Origin of the sequence: Clostridium sp. TF06-15AC (assembly GCF_003481165.1) — a bacterium.
Lineage (GTDB): Bacteria > Bacillota > Clostridia > Lachnospirales > Lachnospiraceae > Otoolea > Otoolea fessa.
Window position 1 is genome coordinate 98,329 of sequence record NZ_QUKS01000004.1, and the last position, 17,229, is coordinate 115,557.

At 50.2% G+C, this 17,229-nt stretch carries 18 protein-coding genes; 2 read left to right on the forward strand and 16 right to left on the reverse strand.

The window, feature by feature from the left end:
- Positions 1–81: 81 nt before the first annotated feature.
- Entirely contained in the window at positions 82–519 is a 438-nt protein-coding gene (locus tag DXC57_RS09465; protein ID WP_118652506.1) for a GtrA family protein, read from the reverse strand.
- 81 nt (positions 520–600) lie between these two features.
- Entirely contained in the window at positions 601–1,887 is a 1,287-nt protein-coding gene (locus DXC57_RS09470; RefSeq protein ID WP_022358449.1) for an aminotransferase class I/II-fold pyridoxal phosphate-dependent enzyme, read from the reverse strand.
- A gap of 296 nt (positions 1,888–2,183) precedes the next feature.
- Here DXC57_RS09470 and DXC57_RS09475 point away from each other — a divergent pair, with 296 nt between their 5' ends.
- A complete protein-coding gene (locus DXC57_RS09475) occupies positions 2,184–3,077 on the forward strand; it encodes a polysaccharide deacetylase family protein (RefSeq protein WP_243017783.1) in 894 nt (297 codons plus the stop codon).
- A 2-nt stretch (positions 3,078–3,079) separates the two neighbouring features.
- Here the strand turns inward: DXC57_RS09475 and DXC57_RS09480 are convergent, their stop codons facing one another.
- The 13 genes from DXC57_RS09480 to DXC57_RS09535 form a co-directional block, all read right to left on the reverse strand.
- Positions 3,080–4,180, reverse strand: coding sequence for a hypothetical protein (locus DXC57_RS09480; RefSeq protein ID WP_118652312.1), 1,101 nt, complete (start codon positions 4,178–4,180; stop codon positions 3,080–3,082).
- 106 nt (positions 4,181–4,286) lie between these two features.
- Complete coding sequence (locus DXC57_RS09485; RefSeq protein WP_118652314.1) at positions 4,287–5,120, reverse strand: RNA methyltransferase; 834 nt, start codon at positions 5,118–5,120, stop codon at positions 4,287–4,289.
- Positions 5,121–5,528: 408 nt separating this feature from the next.
- Complete coding sequence (locus tag DXC57_RS09490) at positions 5,529–6,122, reverse strand: cytidylate kinase-like family protein (protein WP_333491432.1); 594 nt, start codon at positions 6,120–6,122, stop codon at positions 5,529–5,531.
- A 14-nt stretch (positions 6,123–6,136) separates the two neighbouring features.
- Positions 6,137–7,504 carry an MATE family efflux transporter gene (locus DXC57_RS09495; RefSeq protein WP_118652316.1) on the reverse strand — a complete coding sequence of 456 codons (1,368 nt, stop codon included), beginning with the start codon at positions 7,502–7,504 and terminating at the stop codon, positions 6,137–6,139.
- Between the two features lies 1 nt (position 7,505).
- Positions 7,506–7,733 (reverse strand): hypothetical protein, encoded by a 228-nt coding sequence (locus DXC57_RS15345; RefSeq protein ID WP_147354094.1) that lies wholly within the window; start codon positions 7,731–7,733, stop codon positions 7,506–7,508.
- A gap of 9 nt (positions 7,734–7,742) precedes the next feature.
- Positions 7,743–8,702 carry a LysR family transcriptional regulator gene (locus DXC57_RS09500; protein WP_107000515.1) on the reverse strand — a complete coding sequence of 320 codons (960 nt, stop codon included), beginning with the start codon at positions 8,700–8,702 and terminating at the stop codon, positions 7,743–7,745.
- A 94-nt stretch (positions 8,703–8,796) separates the two neighbouring features.
- On the reverse strand, positions 8,797–9,210 hold the full coding sequence (gene atpC / locus DXC57_RS09505) for an ATP synthase F1 subunit epsilon (protein ID WP_022359057.1): 414 nt from the start codon (positions 9,208–9,210) through the stop codon (positions 8,797–8,799).
- A 6-nt stretch (positions 9,211–9,216) separates the two neighbouring features.
- Positions 9,217–10,617: a F0F1 ATP synthase subunit beta gene (gene atpD / locus DXC57_RS09510; protein ID WP_117796308.1), complete on the reverse strand. Its 1,401-nt coding sequence runs from the start codon at positions 10,615–10,617 to the stop codon at positions 9,217–9,219.
- 41 nt (positions 10,618–10,658) lie between these two features.
- A complete protein-coding gene (atpG, locus tag DXC57_RS09515; RefSeq protein ID WP_107000517.1) occupies positions 10,659–11,561 on the reverse strand; it encodes an ATP synthase F1 subunit gamma in 903 nt (300 codons plus the stop codon).
- A 14-nt stretch (positions 11,562–11,575) separates the two neighbouring features.
- Positions 11,576–13,648: a F0F1 ATP synthase subunit alpha gene (atpA, locus tag DXC57_RS09520; RefSeq protein ID WP_118652318.1), complete on the reverse strand. Its 2,073-nt coding sequence runs from the start codon at positions 13,646–13,648 to the stop codon at positions 11,576–11,578.
- Positions 13,635–14,123 carry an ATP synthase F0 subunit B gene (locus DXC57_RS09525; RefSeq protein WP_118491621.1) on the reverse strand — a complete coding sequence of 163 codons (489 nt, stop codon included), beginning with the start codon at positions 14,121–14,123 and terminating at the stop codon, positions 13,635–13,637. Before DXC57_RS09525 ends, atpA begins: the two co-directional genes overlap by 14 nt.
- 31 nt (positions 14,124–14,154) lie before the next feature.
- On the reverse strand, positions 14,155–14,379 hold the full coding sequence (gene atpE, locus DXC57_RS09530; protein WP_022359062.1) for an ATP synthase F0 subunit C: 225 nt from the start codon (positions 14,377–14,379) through the stop codon (positions 14,155–14,157).
- Between the two features lie 39 nt (positions 14,380–14,418).
- On the reverse strand, positions 14,419–15,096 hold the full coding sequence (locus tag DXC57_RS09535; protein WP_107000520.1) for a F0F1 ATP synthase subunit A: 678 nt from the start codon (positions 15,094–15,096) through the stop codon (positions 14,419–14,421).
- A 383-nt stretch (positions 15,097–15,479) separates the two neighbouring features.
- Between DXC57_RS09535 and DXC57_RS09540 the strand changes: the two genes are divergently transcribed.
- Positions 15,480–16,424, forward strand: a complete 945-nt coding sequence (locus DXC57_RS09540) for a LysR family transcriptional regulator (RefSeq protein ID WP_118491623.1) — start codon at positions 15,480–15,482, stop codon at positions 16,422–16,424.
- A gap of 68 nt (positions 16,425–16,492) precedes the next feature.
- On the opposite strand, the gene DXC57_RS09545 is transcribed toward DXC57_RS09540, so the two are convergent.
- Positions 16,493–17,158 carry a Crp/Fnr family transcriptional regulator gene (locus DXC57_RS09545; protein WP_181357208.1) on the reverse strand — a complete coding sequence of 222 codons (666 nt, stop codon included), beginning with the start codon at positions 17,156–17,158 and terminating at the stop codon, positions 16,493–16,495.
- Positions 17,159–17,229 lie beyond the last annotated feature (71 nt).

The window sequence follows — 17,229 nt, forward strand, 5'->3', positions numbered from 1 at the left end:
AATCCTGTTCAGGCGGCGTTTTCTCTACTCTTTCCGGTCTGTCTTCAGCATCCATTTCCGCTGTCATTTCCCCACACATCCCTATTTCGAGGATTCTTTCTTTTTGAAAATAAATAATTTACTGCAAATATAATTCAGCACCAGCGAGATCGCTGATACCACAATCTTACAGATCATATCCTGTTTGATTCCCATGCCGTCTACCATCACGATCATCGCCACATACGTGAACACCGATGTGAGAATACGGCAGGAGAAAAACGAAGCCATTTCCTTAAGAAGATATACAGGGTGGAAATTGTAGCTTCGGAATACCCAGATCTTGTTTGTCACATATGCAAACAGGATCGCCGCCGCCTGACAGCAGATCGTCGCCATACGGTAGTTCATGCCGTTGTGGCGGAAAACCGCATAGGAAATCCAGTCCACCAGCGTCGTCAGAACGCCGAATATCAGATATGATATCGTCTCCCTGTTTACAAACTTTCCCCACATCAGAGATAACTTTTCCTTTATCATCACTTTTTCTCCGAAAAAAGAATTGTATGGGCAGCGGTCCTTCGACATACCCATACAATTCCTGTACTTCTTGGTTTAATATTACATTTCCTCTAACAGCTTGTTGACACTGACCAGCTTGACGCAGAGTGCAAACAGCTCGGTTGCAGTGATCAGATCCTGCAGTGGCGGATAAGATGGAGCAATACGGATGTTGCGATCCTCCGGATCCTTGCCATATGGATAAGTTGCACCGGCTCCGGTCATGACAACGCCTGCTTTCTTGCACTTCGCAACGATCTCCTTGGCACAGCCGTTCAGTGAATCAAAGGAAATGAAGTAGCCGCCGTGCGGTTTTGTCCAGGTACCGATCTCCAGTCCGCCCAGCTCGCGGTCGAGAATGTTCTCAACTGCCTCGAATTTCGGGCGCAGGATGTTGGCATGCTTTCTCATGTGCTCTACCATGCCGTGGATATCCTTGAAGAAACGCACGTGGCGGAGCTGATTCACTTTATCATGACCGATAGTCTGAATCTTTAACTGTTTCTTGATATCATCCAGGTTATTGTGGGAGGTTGCGATTGCCGCAATGCCGGAACCCGGGAACGTAATCTTGGAGGTTGAAGAGAATTTGTAAACCATATCCGGGTTGCCGGCTTTCTTACATTCTGCCAGAATCTCCAGCACATGATCCTGCTCATCATCGTATAAATGGTGGATGCCATAAGCATTGTCCCAGTAAATACGGAAATCCGGAGCTGCCGGATGCATGCGTGCCAGACGGCGGACAGTCTGATCGGAATAGGAATTACCGGTCGGGTTGGAGTATTTTGGAACACACCAGATTCCCTTTACGGTCGGATCGGTGGTCACATACTTCTCCACCAGATCCATATCCGGACCATCTGCGGTCATCGGAATGTTGATCATCTCGATACCAAAATATTCAGTAATGGAGAAATGTCTGTCATATCCCGGTACCGGGCACAGGAATTTAACCTTGTCAAGCTTGCACCACGGGGTATTTCCCATAACGCCATGAGTCATAGAACGGGAGATGGTGTCGTACATTACGTTCAGGCTGGAGTTTCCATAGATAATGATATTGTCAGCCGGAACCTCAATCATATCCGCTAACAGCTCCTTCGCCTCGCTGATACCGTCCAGGCCGCCGTAATTGCGGCAGTCTGTCCCATCTTCGCAGGTCAGATCACTGTCGCTGCTCAGTACGTCCATCATTCCCATCGATAAATCAAGCTGCTCTGCACTTGGCTTACCGCGTGACATATCCAGCGTCAGATTCTTGCCCTGAAACTCCCGGTACTGATCGCTCAGATCACGCTTAAGCTCCAGAAGTTCTTCTTTCGTCATCTCGCTATAAGGCTTCATCCTTCAACATCCTCCTTGTTTCTCTTATTTATTTCATCATAATTTCATAATCTGCTTTTCATCCAGCTCCCCTTGTTCAAGGGTTCGGATCATCTCATCTAAGCATCGTTATAATAATAACATAGGTACAAAGGGCATGACAAGCATTAATTTGTTATGTCAGCACATAAAATTTGTTATATGGTACCGCTTGGTTTTTCCGATTCGGTGCATTTCACGGACAGCAAATTATAATAAAAACATGATGTTCCCCCTTCTTTCATATACTAATGAAAATATATCTTTCAGGTCACATCATGTTCATTCATTTTCCCATGCATTCTGTTCCATCACGTTTCCGGCACATCATTTCCCCGCTGCTGGTTCCCGCCCTGTTTGCCATCTCTTTCTTCGCCGGGCAGACTGCCGCGCATTTCCTGCGCCGTCCATCCGGGCACACGGTTTCAGCGCCTGTTATCGCCTGTGGCTCGCTCCCGCCTGCCTTTGATTCCGATTCGATTCCGGTTTCCGCAGATGGAAACTGGGGACTTGGATTTCCCAGTCCAGGGCAGACACCGGTCGGCAATGCCTCCGCCGACACTTTAAAAAACTTTGACGCTTTCTATGTAGGCGATACCTCCAAGCCCGTCATCTATCTGACCTTCGACGCCGGATATGAAAACGGCTGCACACCTGCCATTCTGGAAGCACTGAAAAAACACCATGTCCCGGCAACCTTTTTCGTCGTCGGCAACTATCTCGAAACCAGTCCTGAACTGGTAAAACAGATGATCGCAGAGGGTCACACCGTCGCCAACCACACGTATCACCATCCCGATATGTCCCGCATTTCCGACAAGGCAGCATTTGAAAAGGAGCTGACTGCCCTGGAAACACTCTACCAGTCCGTCACCGGGCAGACAATGAAAAAATATTACCGTCCGCCGCAGGGCAAATACAGTGAATCGAACCTGCAGATGGCAAAGGAGCTCGGCTACAAGACCTTTTTCTGGAGTCTCGCCTATGTGGACTGGATGCAGGATCAGCAGCCATCCAAAGAAGAAGCATTTTCCAAGCTTCTGACGCGCATCCACCCCGGCGCGATCGTCCTTCTGCACAGCACTTCTCAGACCAACGCTCAGATTCTCGATGAACTTCTGGCAAAATGGGAGGAAATGGGGTATCAGTTCGGGCAATTAGATGAATTATAAAATTATACCAGCAGCATTTTCCGGATAAACGAAAGGATCGCGCCTCCGATGCTGCAGAACAGCAGAAATCCGTGGTTTGCATTGATCGCCTCCAGCGCCGCATAGACGCCGTCCACAATCGGCTGTAAGCTGCCCGCATTCTTCGGCATCAGGTACGCTGCCGGACCGGCTACTAATACCAGAACAAGGATGATTATAAACGGGATAAATCCGCGCCCCGTATCGTATTTTTGCAGCCGTACTTTACCACCCGCGTGCTTGCCTGACAGAATCCACAGGCACCAGATCGCGCCCATCAGTACCAGAAATACGCCAATCCCTACATACAGCCCCAGACCATAATTTTCCTCGGTAATCATAGTTCCGATATAGCCCAGATCGTCGCCGCCATACCGAAATGCCTTCGCATTCGCCCAGGTGATTCCCGCCATCAAAAGAAAGCTGGCTGCCTGCATCACGCGCGCCATCAGCACAACCACGCCGGTTACTCCGGCTGCCGTCACATCCAGCACGGACGGACCGTCATTAGAGTCACTCTGCGTATGCGCCTCACTGCGCTCCGCCGCCCGTCTGGTGCGCTCTGCCTCCCGGGACTGGCGTTCCAGTTCCCGCTGGTGGCTGCGCTCCATCCGGTTTTTCTGACGCTCTGAGCGCTCCCGCTCCGACTCCAGAGCATGAAGGCGTTTTTCCATCTGCTTCTGCTGTTTTGCATCCCGCTTATCCTCTTTCGCGCTGGAAGAAGAACGTCTCGCGTCCTGTCGTCTGCGCGATGCCGCTTCACGGTCACGGCGGGCATCCTCCTGTGCCTGGGATTGGCAGCGTTCATTGTCGCGGCGCTCTTCCTCACGCTTCTGTGCGTCCTGACTCTGGCTGCTCCGCTTTTCCTGACTGTTTCGTTTCGATCCAGAGCCGGATTCCGCCTTTTTCTCATCCGATTCCATCCGAGCTGGATTCCGCTGTTCTGAATCACCGTCGTCATAGCTATTTTCCGGCTTTCTTCCCACCGTTTCCTTTTCTCGGCGTACTGTATCATTTACAAGCGGAGTTCCGCAGTTACTGCAAAAATTTCCAACTGCTTCCTGTCCGCATTTTGGACACTTCATTCTATTTTCTCCTTCCTCCAAACGATTCTTTCCATCCATTTCCGCACTCATTTCTGGCATTTGAAACGCATTTAACCAATGTACATTTTTTTACACAGCCAGAACTTTATTTCCTGTTTCCCATGCCCAGCTGCCAGAACGCCACTGCACTCGCTGCTGCCACGTTGAGCGAATCCACGCCGTGTGACATCGGGATTTTCACGGTGTAATCGCACGCCGCGATCGTCGATGCCGCCAACCCGTCACCCTCGGTTCCGAGAATGATCGCTAATTTTTCTTCCTGCGAAAGCGCCGGATCCGCGATACTCACGGAACGGTCACTGAGCGCCATCGCCGCCGTGCGAAATCCCAGCTTCTTAAGCGTTTCCATACTGTTCTCCGCCCAGTCGCCCTTCGGAATGTACGTCCACGGCACCTGAAACACTGTTCCCATACTGACACGGCTTGCGCGGCGGTACAGCGGGTCACTGCATCCCGGTGTCAGAAGCACCGCATCCATAAAGAGCGCAGCCGCTGACCGGAAAATCGCCCCCACATTCGTAGGATTTTCTACATTCTCAAAAATCGCGATCCGTCTGGCACCTGCACAGATTTCCTCGATCCCCGGCATTTTCTTCCGTTTCACCGCACACAGCATCCCGCGCGTCAGTTTAAAGCCGGTTAGGCGCGTCAGCACATCAAATGGTGCCGTAAACACAGGCACTCCCGAACACACCGGGCGTTCCAGAATCTCCCGCCCTTCTGTCTCGATATGGCGTTCTTCCATCAGAAAAGAAACCGGCTCATATCCCGCGTCGAGCGCCCGCCCGATGACCTTAGGGCTTTCCGCAATGAAAAGACCTTCCTTTGGTTCATTATAATGAAATAACTGCCCCTCGCTCAGCCGGGCGTAGATATCCAGCTCCGGCGCTTCCAGGGTTGTAATTGAAATATGATTCATTCTGCTTTTCACCTTTTTTAATATGGTTTTCATGTTCTATCGAGTATACCACATTTCTTACAAAAAGGAAGTGCCGATTATGGACGCTGACATGAAATCATTTCTCTATTCTGCCGCATTCTATCATCCTCTTTCCGATTCCGTTCTTTTTTCCGTGTAAATCTATCTTCGGCAAAAGATTTGACTTTTTCATCCCTGTTTTCCATACCGCCTATCATAACGCTGAACCCCCGCTTTATGTCAATCATCTGGGCAAAGATTTCACACAAAGTTCAGAAATAAAAAATGGGTTCTGACACATCTATGTGGGACTTCCAAAACAAAAAACCAGAACTGTCGACTAAATCAGCTACACAGTTCTGGTTTTTCTGTTACTTATAAGAGCAAAAGACTATCGTCAGCCATCTCCTACCGTCCCCCACACTCCATAATAATCCTCTCACACATCTCATACCCCAGCACAGAACTGTTCAGCGACAGTGTATAATTACTTGCCATCCCCCACTTCTGATCCGTGTAAAAGCGATAATTGCTCATACGGCGCTTATCAATGTCTTCTGTCATTTTGATCGCTTCCTGTTCCGTAACATTGTATAAGCCGCAGATCCGCTTTACCTTCTCCGGCATATTTCCGTGTATAAATACGTTCAGAACGTCATCCCGATCTTTCAGAATAAAGTCCGCATTTCTACCTATTATCACACACTCTTCTCTTTCCGCAATATCCAAAATGATCTTTCTCTGCGCTTCATAGATCATGTCTTCGACAGATCGTCCCATCTGGTCGCGCCCTGAAAACGCATAGGCAAATAACCCCTTCTTGGGTGACAATTCCGCATTCTCCTGGATATACTTCGGTGAAAATCCGGACTGCTCCGCAATCTGTCCGATCATCTCCTTATCGTAGTATTTCACACCCAGTTTCTGCGCCACTTCCATACCGATAAAACGTCCGCCGCTTCCAAACTCCCGGCTGATCGTAATAATTCTTTTTCCCATCATCCTATCCTCTCTCCTTACTCCAAATGTTCCACTTTATTCGTTCTGATTTTCTTCAAAAAACCATATCCCACCAGGCAGGCGGCGAGCTCTGTGATCGGAAACGCCCACCAGATAAGCGAAACACCCGCCTGACCGTTTCTCACAAAGATTGAAAAGATGCCTGCCAACGGCAGAATAATCACAAACTGTCTGAGCAGTGAAATCACCAGCGACTGGATGCCACTGTTAAGCGCCTGATAAATGCCCTGATATGCCACATTGATCCCGGCAAAAATAAAGCTGATGGAAATGATTCTCATTGCCCCGATAAAGTATTCTCTGGACGATCCGGCATTAAATAATCCGGCAAACACCCCTGGGAAAACCTCTGTGATTGCCATGCCCACAATCATCAGAACAACCGTATAGAACAGTCCATATTTGATTCCATCCAGAATCCGCCTTCTGCTATGCATTCCGTATGCAAATGCGATGATCGGTGTGATGGCGTCGCGCAGACCAAACGCAAGGAACAATACAAACTGCTGTACTTTGTAGAAGAGTCCATACGCCGTCTGGGCGGAAGGATTGAATTTCAAAATCAGGTTCATCACATACACCATAATAGACATGAGCGCCTGCGCGATGATCGCCGGAAGTCCGATCGCGTAGATTTCCCTTATAATTCCGACATCCGGCTTCATATATGTGAAATCATGCTCAAACTCTTTGTTTAACTTCATATGAAAAACAAATAATAAAACCGCCGATATGACCTGCCCGATCACCGTTGCATAGGCAGCGCCCGCAACTCCCATCTCCGGGACAGGTCCAATTCCATAGATCATAATCGGGTCCAGAATGATATTTACCACTGCTCCCACAACCTGACCGATGGTCGAATAAAACGAACGCCCTGTTGCCTGCAATAATTTTTCAAACAAAGAGAAAAATACGATTCCAAACGAAATCACGCAGCAGATCCGAAGGTACTCCGTTCCCATCGAAATAACCTCCGGATCGACCGTCTGCGACGTGATATATGCGTTTACTCCAAAAAGTCCGAATAACAGACATACCACATAAATAATCACACCCAGAAACAGGCTGTTTCCGGCTGCCTTTGCAGCTTTTTTATTATTTCCCTGTCCCAGCATCCTCGCAAGAAGCGCATTCGTTCCCACGCCGGTTCCGATTCCCACTGCCACCATCAGTATCTGGATCGGGAACACCAGTGTCAGCGCATTCAGGGCGGCTTCGCTTCCTACCCTCATATTTCCCACAAAGGCGCTGTCCACAATATTGTAGACTGCCTGCAATGCCATCGATAAAATCATCGGTATGCCCATCTGGATCATGAGCTGATTTACCGGCATATCCTTCATCTTGTTGCTTTCTGCCATTTTAAATAAATCCTCCTTTTTTCCACATAAAAAAGTGTGCACCTATCTCATAAGCTGGACTTACGCTGATAGGCAACACACTTTTTAATGGCATTTTTATAAAATTTAATAAAAAATGCACCTTGGCACATTCTTTATGGAATAATAAAAAAAGAGTAGCAAAACTGGATTTACGCTCGTTTGCTACTCGTTTCGGTATTATTATATTTCCTGTTTTAAAAAAAGTCAAACCAAAAAATCACCTGTCGGAAACAGGAATTCTGGTTATTGGTTCACGGGTAGACACTTTGGGAACCGGCACTCCCACTCTCCGCTTCAACGCCTCAATATACAGCCCCGCAAACCGTCCCGGTGTCACGCGATTGTGGGTAATGTAACCGATCTCCATATAATCGTCCACATCAAGCGGAATCGCTACAATATTCGGTCCGTTCAGTTCCTCATTGATGACACCGCTGCAGATCGTATACCCATTCAGCCCGATCAGAAGATTAAACAGGGTCGCGCGGTCGGACACCAGGATGTCCTTGCGGCTGTCCAGCGTGCTGAGGATCTCCTCGGAGAAATAAAAGGAATTGTGCTCGCCCTGCTCATAGGACAGACGCGGATAAGGTTCCAAATCCGACAGGGTGATGGAACTGCGGCTTGCAAGCGGATTGGCCGCACCGATAAATACATGCGGTTTTGCCATAAAAAGCCGCGTAAATTTGAGGTCGTGTTCCCGCAGCGTCTTGCGGATCACCGTCTCGTTAAAACGGTTCAGATACAGCACGCCAACCTCGCTCCTAAGCTTCGCCACATCCTCAATCAGCTCATACGTCTGCGTCTCGCGGATACGGAAATCGTACTCTTCTCCGCCGTACTCGCGGATCAGATCGACAAACGCCTCAACGGCAAAGGAATAGTGCTGGGTGGAGACACAGAACTGGCGTTTCTGCGGCACAGCGCCAAAATAGCGCTCCTCGATCAGGTTTGCCTGCTCGATCACCTGTCTCGCATACCCCAGAAATTCTTCCCCGTCCGGGGAAATCACCACGCCCTTGTTCGTGCGGGTAAACAGGGAAAATCCAATCTCATGCTCCAGTTCCTTGATCGCCGCCGTGAGGCTCGGCTGTGCAATATAAAGTTTTTTTGCCGCCCCGCTGATGGTTCCGGCTGCCGCCACCTCCACCACGTATTTTAACTGAAGTAATGTCATGCCCTGTTCTCCATTCTTACTGATTTTCTGTCATTTCTTTCTGAACCGCATCTGCCACAGAATTACATCAGGCTCAAATCCGCCTCTAACACACCTAGTCCACAAATTTTTCCGTCTCTTTCAGACGAACCAGCGCTCTCGCCATCGCCGCGCGGGTGCTGTAATACTCGGAAATGCTCTGTTTCTGGCGCAGCCGCTCTTTCGCACGCTCTAATGCCTCCTGCGCCCGGATCCGGTCGATCTCCTCCGGTTTCTCGATCGTATCTGCCAGCAACATAACACGGTTGTTGGCGATCTCACAGAAGCCCTGCCCGACGACTGCTGCCTCCCACGGACCGTCCTCTGTCGCCTGGAAACGCATTTCTCCCGCTTTGACTGCCACGATCTCGCTCTCATGGTGCGCCATGACAGCCATCTCACCGTCCACCGCCGGAAGGATCAGACAGTGGCAGACTCCCTCATAGAATGTCCGGTTGCTGGATATGATTTTTACATGAAAATCTGCCATCCGTTCCTACGCCTCCTGTTTCTCTAACGCCTTCGCCTTTGCCACTACATCCTCGATCGTTCCGACATTGAAGAATGCTGCCTCCGGGTACGCATCCATCTCACCATCCAGAATTGCCTTAAAGCCCTTAACGGTATCCTTTAACGGCACATACTTGCCCGGTACACCGGTAAAGTTCTCCGCCACGTGGAACGGCTGGGATAAGAAACGCTGTATCTTTCTTGCGCGGCCGACGGTCAGCTTATCTTCCTCAGACAACTCGTCCATACCCAGAATTGCAATGATATCCTGCAATTCCTTGTATTTCTGCAAAATCTCCTGCACCCGTCTGGCCGTCTCATAGTGTTCTTCTCCGACCACATCCGGTTCCAGAATACGGGACGAGGATTCCAGCGGATCGACCGCTGGGTAGATACCCTGTTCTACGATCTTTCTGGAAAGAACCGTAGTCGCATCCAGATGGGTAAAGGTAGTCGCCGGTGCCGGATCGGTTAAATCATCCGCCGGTACATAGACTGCCTGGATTGAAGTGACCGAACCATCTTTCGTCGAGGCAATCCGCTCCTGCAGCTCGCCCATCTCATTCGCTAACGTTGGCTGATAACCAACCGCCGACGGCATACGCCCAAGCAGCGCTGAAACCTCCGAACCTGCCTGTACATAACGGAAAATATTATCGATAAATAGTAACACATTCCGGTGCATTTTGTCACGGAAATATTCTGCCATCGTAAGCCCGGTCTCTGCAACTCTCATACGGGCTCCCGGCGGCTCGTTCATCTGTCCAAACACGAGCGCTGTCTTTTCCAGAACACCGGATGCCTTCATCTCACTCCAGAGGTCATTGCCCTCACGGGAACGCTCACCGACACCCGTAAAGATAGAATAACCGCCCTGCTCCATCGCAATATTCCGGATCAGCTCCTGAATCAGGACTGTTTTTCCGACGCCCGCGCCGCCAAACAGACCGACTTTTCCGCCCTTGGAATACGGCGCCAGAAGATCAATAACCTTGATGCCCGTCTCCAGAATCTCCGCGACCGGGCTCTGATCCTCAAATGGCGGCGGATCCCGGTGAATACACCAGTGCTCCTCACCATCCAGCTTTTGTCCTCCATCTACCGTCTCACCTAAAACATTAAACAAACGTCCAAGCGTCTTTTCGCCAACCGGAACGGAAATGCCTTCTCCCGTCGGTGTTACCTTCATGTCACGGCTCAAGCCCTCGCTTGCCGACAGCATGATGCAGCGGACGATATTATTTCCCATGTGCTTGGCAGCTTCCATCACACACGTCTTTCCCTGATTTTCTACTGTGAGCGCGTCCCGGATCTCCGGAAGGGGACCGCTCTCAAATTTCACATCGACAACCGGACCGGAAACCTGGACAATCTTGCCTTCCGGCAGGCTGGTTTCAGTCTTTTTTGTCTCTGCCGCCTGTTCTCCCATCACACTCTCATCTCCTCTTCTCGTTCTCGTCTCTGTGCAGCCGCGCCGCCGCATACTTCGGTGATCTCCTGTGTGATCGCCGCCTGCCGCGCCCGGTTGTACATCGTATTCAAATCTTTTAAAAGTGCATCCGCATTATCCGTCGCCGCATCCATCGCCATCATACGGGCATTCTGCTCGCTGCAGAACGACTCAACCAGTGCGCCGTAGATAAATCCGGCTACATAGTTCGGAACGATCGCATTCATCGCTTCCTCCGGCGTTGGCCGGAGGGAAAACTCCTCCAGCCGCACATCGACCGGAATCGCCATTCCGTGCATATCCGGCTTGGTAATCGGAAGCACCCTTTTATCCTTCGCCACACTCTGCATCACATTTTCCATTCTTGTATACAGGACATGGATCTCATCCAAATCACCCGACAAATATCGTTCCAGAAGCATTCCTGCAATCCACCTTGCCCGGTTAAATGTCGGATCCTGCGCCGTATACTGGAAATTTTCTTCAATCGGGATGTGCTGGGAGGCAAAAAACTGCCGCCCCGTCTCACCGATGACAAACAGATGTACCTCGCGGGAAGGATCCTTTAAAAATGTATCCGCCATCTTCATGATGTTATGGTTATAAGCACCCGCCAGCCCTTTATCACCGGAAATAACCAGCAGCCCCGTTTTCTTCGACTGGTGCCCTTCTTTTTCAAAATAGGGACTTTCCATGTTCGGCAGATGCCTCTGGATACGCCGGATGACATTTTGCAATGCATAGAAATACGGCTCCGTCTCTGCCAGTTCTTTTCTGGCTTTCTTTAATTTCGTCGAAGATATCAGGTACATCGCGTTCGTGATCTTGCGCGTATCCTGAATACTCCGGATCCGGTTCTGGATCTCTCTGAGTCCTGCCATCTTCCATCACCGCCTTACTGCTTATCCAGTTTTGCATCCGCTGTGGCTGCCTCCAGCGCATTTCCCTGTGCTTTCAGGAATTTTGCCTTGTACTCGCCCACCGCCTTCGCAATCTCGCGCTGAATATCCTCGCTGAGTGTCTTAGTCGTGCGGAGTGCATCGCCCACCTGCGGGTAGGAGCTTCTCATATATTCGTAAAGACCGCCCTGGAATGTCTTCAGCTTTTCCTTCGGAATATCTACCAGCAGATGGCTCGTCGCCGCATACAGAATCACAACCTGTTCTTCCATCGAGAGCGGATGCTCAAGCGGCTGTTTTAACAGCTCCATCAGACCGCTGCCGTAGGTAAGCTGTGCCTTAGTTGCCGGATCCAGATCGGAGCTAAACTGTGTAAATACTTCCATCTCGCGGTACTGTGCCAGGTCGATACGTACGCTTCCGGCTGCCTTCTTCATCGCCTTGGTCTGCGCTGCGCCGCCGACACGCGATACCGAAAGCCCTACATTGACCGCCGGGCGCATGCCCTCGAAGAACAGCGAACTTTCCAGGAAAATCTGTCCATCTGTGATGGAAATAACGTTGGTCGGGATATACGCCGACACATCGCCCGCCTGTGTCTCGACAATCGGCAGCGCTGTGATTGAACCACCGCCCAGCTCATCCGAAAGCCGCGCCGAGCGCTCCAGCAGACGGGAATGCAGATAGAATACATCGCCCGGATATGCCTCACGTCCCGGGGAACGTTCCATCAGAAGAGACAGTGCACGGTACGCAACCGCGTGTTTCGATAAATCGTCATAGACAATCAGAACATCTTTTCCCTGATGCATGAAATATTCTGCCAGCGCCGTTCCTGCATACGGCGCGATATACTGTAAGGACGCCGGATCACTCGCCGTCGCTGCCAGCACGATGCTGTACTCCATCGCCCCGTGTTTTTCCAGTGTATGAACCAGTCTCGATACCGTTGAAGCTTTCTGACCGATCGCCACATAGATGCAGATCACGTCTTTTCCCTTTTGGTTCAGCATCGTATCCACCGCGATCGAGGTCTTACCGGTCTGGCGGTCGCCAATGATCAGCTCACGCTGTCCGCGTCCGATCGGGAACATCGAATCGATCGAGAGGATACCGGTCTCCATCGGGGTATCAACTGACTGACGCTCGATAATACCCGGCGCCGGTGACTCCACCGGACGGTATCCGGCTGCCTCAATCTCCCCTTTATTGTCGATCGGATTGCCCAGCGCATCTACAACACGCCCTAAGAATCCCTCGCCAACCGGGATACCTGCCATCTTGCCGGTCCGCATCGCGCGGCTTCCTTCTCCGATGGTGTTCGCATGTCCAAAGAGGATGCAGCCGATCTCCTTCGACCGGATATCCTGTACCATGCCTCTCACATCGCCGTCAAACGCCACAATCTCACCGTACATCGCATGGTCGATTCCATCCACATAGGCGATGCCGTCGCCCACCCGGCTGACCGTACCGATCTCACGGACCGAAATGTCGATTCCATCCAGATTTCCTTTCAGAATCCCGATGATTCCCTTCTGTGTAAGGAAATCACCCGAATCCGGCTCTTTTGCCAGATTCTTTAATTTATCTGCCAGCGCCCGTTTTCTTCCCTCCGTGCTCCAGTCATATTCCTCACTTCCGACCCGGAGGATAAAACCACTTCCAAGCTCCGGCTTTTCTTCCTTCACAATCCGGAGTTCCCGTCCCGGATATTTCTCCGAGAGAAATTTCCGGATTCCGGCTGCCTGTTTTTCATCCGGCTCTTTGACATATTCCAGCACACAGCGCAGATATTTATCCGGCTTTTCAAACGCCTCCGCTTCCTTAATCAGATCCGGCATCATTTTCATTGTCTGATCCTGTGCCAGCACCTCGATGATTCCCCGGACTGCCAGCGGAAACAGGCTACGAACCAGATCTTCCCGCTTCTCACGGGTCAAATCCGGATTTTCAAGCTCTGCCGGAAGCTGCGGTGTCGCAGCCAGTATCTCAGCCGCATGCTGCAGATCATCGACAGAAATCTTCTGCCTCTTTATTTCTTGTAAATAGACATCAAGTTTCTTCATTCTCCGTCGTACCCGCTTTCTTCAAAAACTCATCATAAAGAGCGCTGTCATCCGACTTCTTGTTCATCGAACCAGCCGCCGCGTCCAGAACCAGCGACAAAATTTCATGCTTCGCCTGTTCGAGCATCTTGTCCTTCTCCCGGCGTGCATCCTCGCCCGCCTTACGGATGACTTTATCTGCCTCTTTCTGGGCGTTTTCAATCAGCTGGCGTCCTTCCTCACGTGCACTCGCACGCGCCGCATCCAGCACCTTGTTTTTCTCTACTTCTATTTCATCCTGGCAGGCTGCGTATTTCTCTTTCTCCGCCTGCGCTTCTTCCTGCATCTTTTTTGCCTCATCATACTTTTCCTGAATGGCTGCATTCCGTTTATCGATCACTTTGTTGATCGGCTTAAAGAGGAAAATACGGATAATCGCATACCAGATTAAAAGGTTGATGATCGTAAAAACCAGGTTGATGTCCAACCGTAACATAGCCTTGCCCCACCTTTCGTTTTCTATCGTATCAGCTTAAAAGAATAATAATCAAAAGGGCAATAACGAAACCATAAATAGCAGTTGCCTCGGCAAGTGCCGCACCTAACAATAGAATCTTTGTGATTTTTCCCTCTGCCTCTGGCTGTCTTGCGACTGCCTCAGTCGCCTTAGATGTGGCGATTCCGATACCAATTCCGGCTCCTGCGCCTGCAAGAACTGCCAGACCTGCTCCGATTGCAATGATTGTACCCATAATAAAGTCTCCTTTTTGTAATTTTCTATTTCTCTTCTATTACTCGATTGATTCCTTGATAAAAAGCCCTGTCAGAAAGACAAATACATACGCCTGAATCAGACCGTCAAAGATATCAAAGTAAGCGCTGAACAATACCGGAAGCCCTACCGGAAGGATGTATTCAATCAATTTCATGATGACGAACGCGCCCAGCACGTTTCCGAACAGTCGCATACACAGCGACAACGGTTTGATAAATACCTCCATGATATTGATCGGTGTCACGATGGCGATCGGCTCTGTAAAGCTCTTTAACCATCCTTTTAAACCTTTGACCCGAATCCCTGCTGTCTCAATCAGCACAATACTCATCAGCGCCAGTGCTGCCGTGACGTTCAAATCCTTGGTTGGCGGCTTGAATCCCAGTATACCAAGCAGGTTCGCCACGCCCAGATACATCAGCACGGATGTCAGATACGGCGCATAGCCTTTTCCTTCCTCTCCGAGGATTCCCTCGCCGATGCCCTGCAGCCACGTAACAGCGTTTTCCAGAAGGAGCTGTCCGCGTCCGGGATGTTCAACTTTCAGACCGTGCGTCACAATCAGTGAAACCACGAGCACCACTGCCATCATGATCCATGTAACCACAACGGATTCTGATATGCCGATCCCGCCAATTGTAAAGGCTGTCTCACAGTTCAATTCCTTGATCAGGGTCGCACCCAGATCTCCCATACTGTCACTTCCTCTCTCCGGGTTGTTCTCCCGCGGCTGCCCCGGCTATTTTTCTTTCATTTCCCGATGCCGCCACGTGTTCTAGTTACTGTTCACGCATATGTGCCCAGTAACGTTTTCGCCTGTGTCTCCACATTCTTCCCGTCTGTTCCCGATCTTACTCCCAGAAATACAAATGGTAAAATTATATTTTTTTCCTATATCCATAGATAAAATGAATGGTGATAATTATTGGTAATCGTTATTGTGGCTGGACATTTCTGGAAAAATACGATAAAGTGTGACTATATTTGGTAAATACACGTACAGATATAAAATCAGATAAACACTGTTTCAATCAGGCAGAAACAGTCCGACATACAGAAAGGATTTCAACTACATACATGGACATCAGTTTCGACTACTACAAGGTTTTCTATGAGGTGGCTCGATGCCAGAATATTACCCAGGCGGCTTTGAATCTCTGCCTCACGCAGCCAACCGTAACAAAATACATTCATAATTTAGAAGATATGCTTCAGTGCAAACTTTTCAACCGCTCCCAAAAAGGCGTGACCCTGACCGATGAAGGGCGGATCCTGTTCCGCCAGATCAACCGTCCCTGCCAGCAGATGGGACGAGCGGAAGAGCTTTTAAAAGAATACACGAACAGTCAGAGCGGCAAGGTTTCGATCGGTGCGAGCGAGCTGACAATGCGCTTCTTTCTGCTTCCTTATATTGAACAATTCCAGCAGCGTTTTCCGAATGTGACCGTGCAGATTCATTCCAACTCTGCGCCGATCACCGCTTCTTCCTTAAAGGCCGGGGAAAATGACTTTGCCGTCATCATTTCTCCGATCCACGAGATCATGAAGGATCTGGATCTGGTTCACGTGATGCCGGTTGCCGAGTTCCAGGACATCGTCATCGCCGGAAACCGTTTTTCCGAGCTGCAAAACCGCACACTCTCTCTCGAAGAGCTTTGTATGCACCCACTTGTCAGCATGGAGTCCGGCACAACGACGCGGCTTTTTTGGGACAATCTCTTTGAGGAACAGGGGCTGGATCTGCGCCCGAGCATCGAAGTTTCTTCCAACGACCTGATCGCCCCGACCGTCTCCCACAATCTGGGAATCGGCTTTGTTCCCTCGGAATTTGCCCGGAACTACCTGCTCAACTACCGCGTGTTCCAGCTTCACCTAAATATCCCTATCCCGAAGCGCCAGATCCTCGTCCTGCAAAACCCGATGCGCCCGCTGACGCCGGCGGCACAGGCATTTCTGGATATGCTGAAACAGCCGGTGCAGGAAAGTATCGGGAATGGACAGCCAGTCTTGTTACACCCATAGGGATTTTCACTAAAAATACCCTGTCGGTCGGATTTTAATGCTCCTGGCAGGGTATTTTTGTTTGTAATCTACAAGCTTCTAACCTCTTCATATAAATGAAAGTGATTTTTTCTAAATTCCAGAAGCCCTTCCCGCTGCATTTTCCCCAGCTCTGCCGACAGCGCCGACCGGTCCACACCCAGATAGTCGGCGAGCTGCTGGCGGTTGAATGGGATATCAAATCTCTCGCTCTCATTTTTTACCGCCTGATCGGAGAGGTACGACAGAAGCCGTCCCCGGATGGATTTCGACGATGTATTGAAGATCCGGCGGGACAGCTGCAAGTTTTTCTGCGCCGAGATTGCAAGCAGGTTGCGGATAAGCTGCGTGTGATGTCCGCAAGAATTGGGACACTGCGACAGCATTTTTCCAACATTTAAAAACAGCACTTCCGTCACCTCCGCTGCAAACACATCGACCAGCAGCTTTTCCCCCGGCACGCACGCATATGTCTCCGCAAAAATCTGTCCCGGTTCTACCCGGTCCAGGATGCTGCGGTTGCCCCACAGATCATCGTTGACAATCATCACGCTTCCGTGCATCACCACACCCAGAGATGTGACCGTATTCCCCGCGCGATAAATCATTTCTTCTTTTTCATAACTGCGTTCCTCCGCCCCCAGACAGGACAGCATCTCCCCGATTCCGGATTCGCCCGCGCCTCGAAACAGGGGGCTGCGGCTTAGAAGCTGCATTTCGAAGGGAGTTAAATTCAGGCTGGCGCCCGTTTTATAGTTTGATGCCATATAGATGTTGACCTTTCTGT

Excerpts from the sequence above, each read along its gene's own strand:
- DXC57_RS09465 (WP_118652506.1), bottom strand. The coding sequence starts at position 519 with ATGATAAAGGAAAAGTTATCTCTGATGTGGGGAAAGTTTGTAAACAGG.
- DXC57_RS09470 (WP_022358449.1), bottom strand. The coding sequence starts at position 1,887 with ATGAAGCCTTATAGCGAGATGACGAAAGAAGAACTTCTGGAGCTTAAG.
- DXC57_RS09475 (WP_243017783.1), top strand. The coding sequence starts at position 2,184 with ATGTTCATTCATTTTCCCATGCATTCTGTTCCATCACGTTTCCGGCAC.
- DXC57_RS09480 (WP_118652312.1), bottom strand. The coding sequence starts at position 4,180 with ATGAAGTGTCCAAAATGCGGACAGGAAGCAGTTGGAAATTTTTGCAGT.
- DXC57_RS09485 (WP_118652314.1), bottom strand. The coding sequence starts at position 5,120 with ATGAATCATATTTCAATTACAACCCTGGAAGCGCCGGAGCTGGATATC.
- DXC57_RS09490 (WP_333491432.1), bottom strand. The coding sequence starts at position 6,122 with ATGATGGGAAAAAGAATTATTACGATCAGCCGGGAGTTTGGAAGCGGC.
- DXC57_RS09495 (WP_118652316.1), bottom strand. The coding sequence starts at position 7,504 with ATGGCAGAAAGCAACAAGATGAAGGATATGCCGGTAAATCAGCTCATG.
- DXC57_RS09500 (WP_107000515.1), bottom strand. The coding sequence starts at position 8,702 with ATGACATTACTTCAGTTAAAATACGTGGTGGAGGTGGCGGCAGCCGGA.
- atpC (WP_022359057.1), bottom strand. The coding sequence starts at position 9,210 with ATGGCAGATTTTCATGTAAAAATCATATCCAGCAACCGGACATTCTAT.
- atpG (WP_107000517.1), bottom strand. The coding sequence starts at position 11,561 with ATGGCAGGACTCAGAGAGATCCAGAACCGGATCCGGAGTATTCAGGAT.
- atpA (WP_118652318.1), bottom strand. The coding sequence starts at position 13,648 with ATGAAGAAACTTGATGTCTATTTACAAGAAATAAAGAGGCAGAAGATT.
- DXC57_RS09525 (WP_118491621.1), bottom strand. The coding sequence starts at position 14,123 with ATGTTACGGTTGGACATCAACCTGGTTTTTACGATCATCAACCTTTTA.
- atpE (WP_022359062.1), bottom strand. The coding sequence starts at position 14,379 with ATGGGTACAATCATTGCAATCGGAGCAGGTCTGGCAGTTCTTGCAGGC.
- DXC57_RS09535 (WP_107000520.1), bottom strand. The coding sequence starts at position 15,096 with ATGGGAGATCTGGGTGCGACCCTGATCAAGGAATTGAACTGTGAGACA.
- DXC57_RS09540 (WP_118491623.1), top strand. The coding sequence starts at position 15,480 with ATGGACATCAGTTTCGACTACTACAAGGTTTTCTATGAGGTGGCTCGA.
- DXC57_RS09545 (WP_181357208.1), bottom strand. The coding sequence starts at position 17,158 with ATGCAGCTTCTAAGCCGCAGCCCCCTGTTTCGAGGCGCGGGCGAATCC.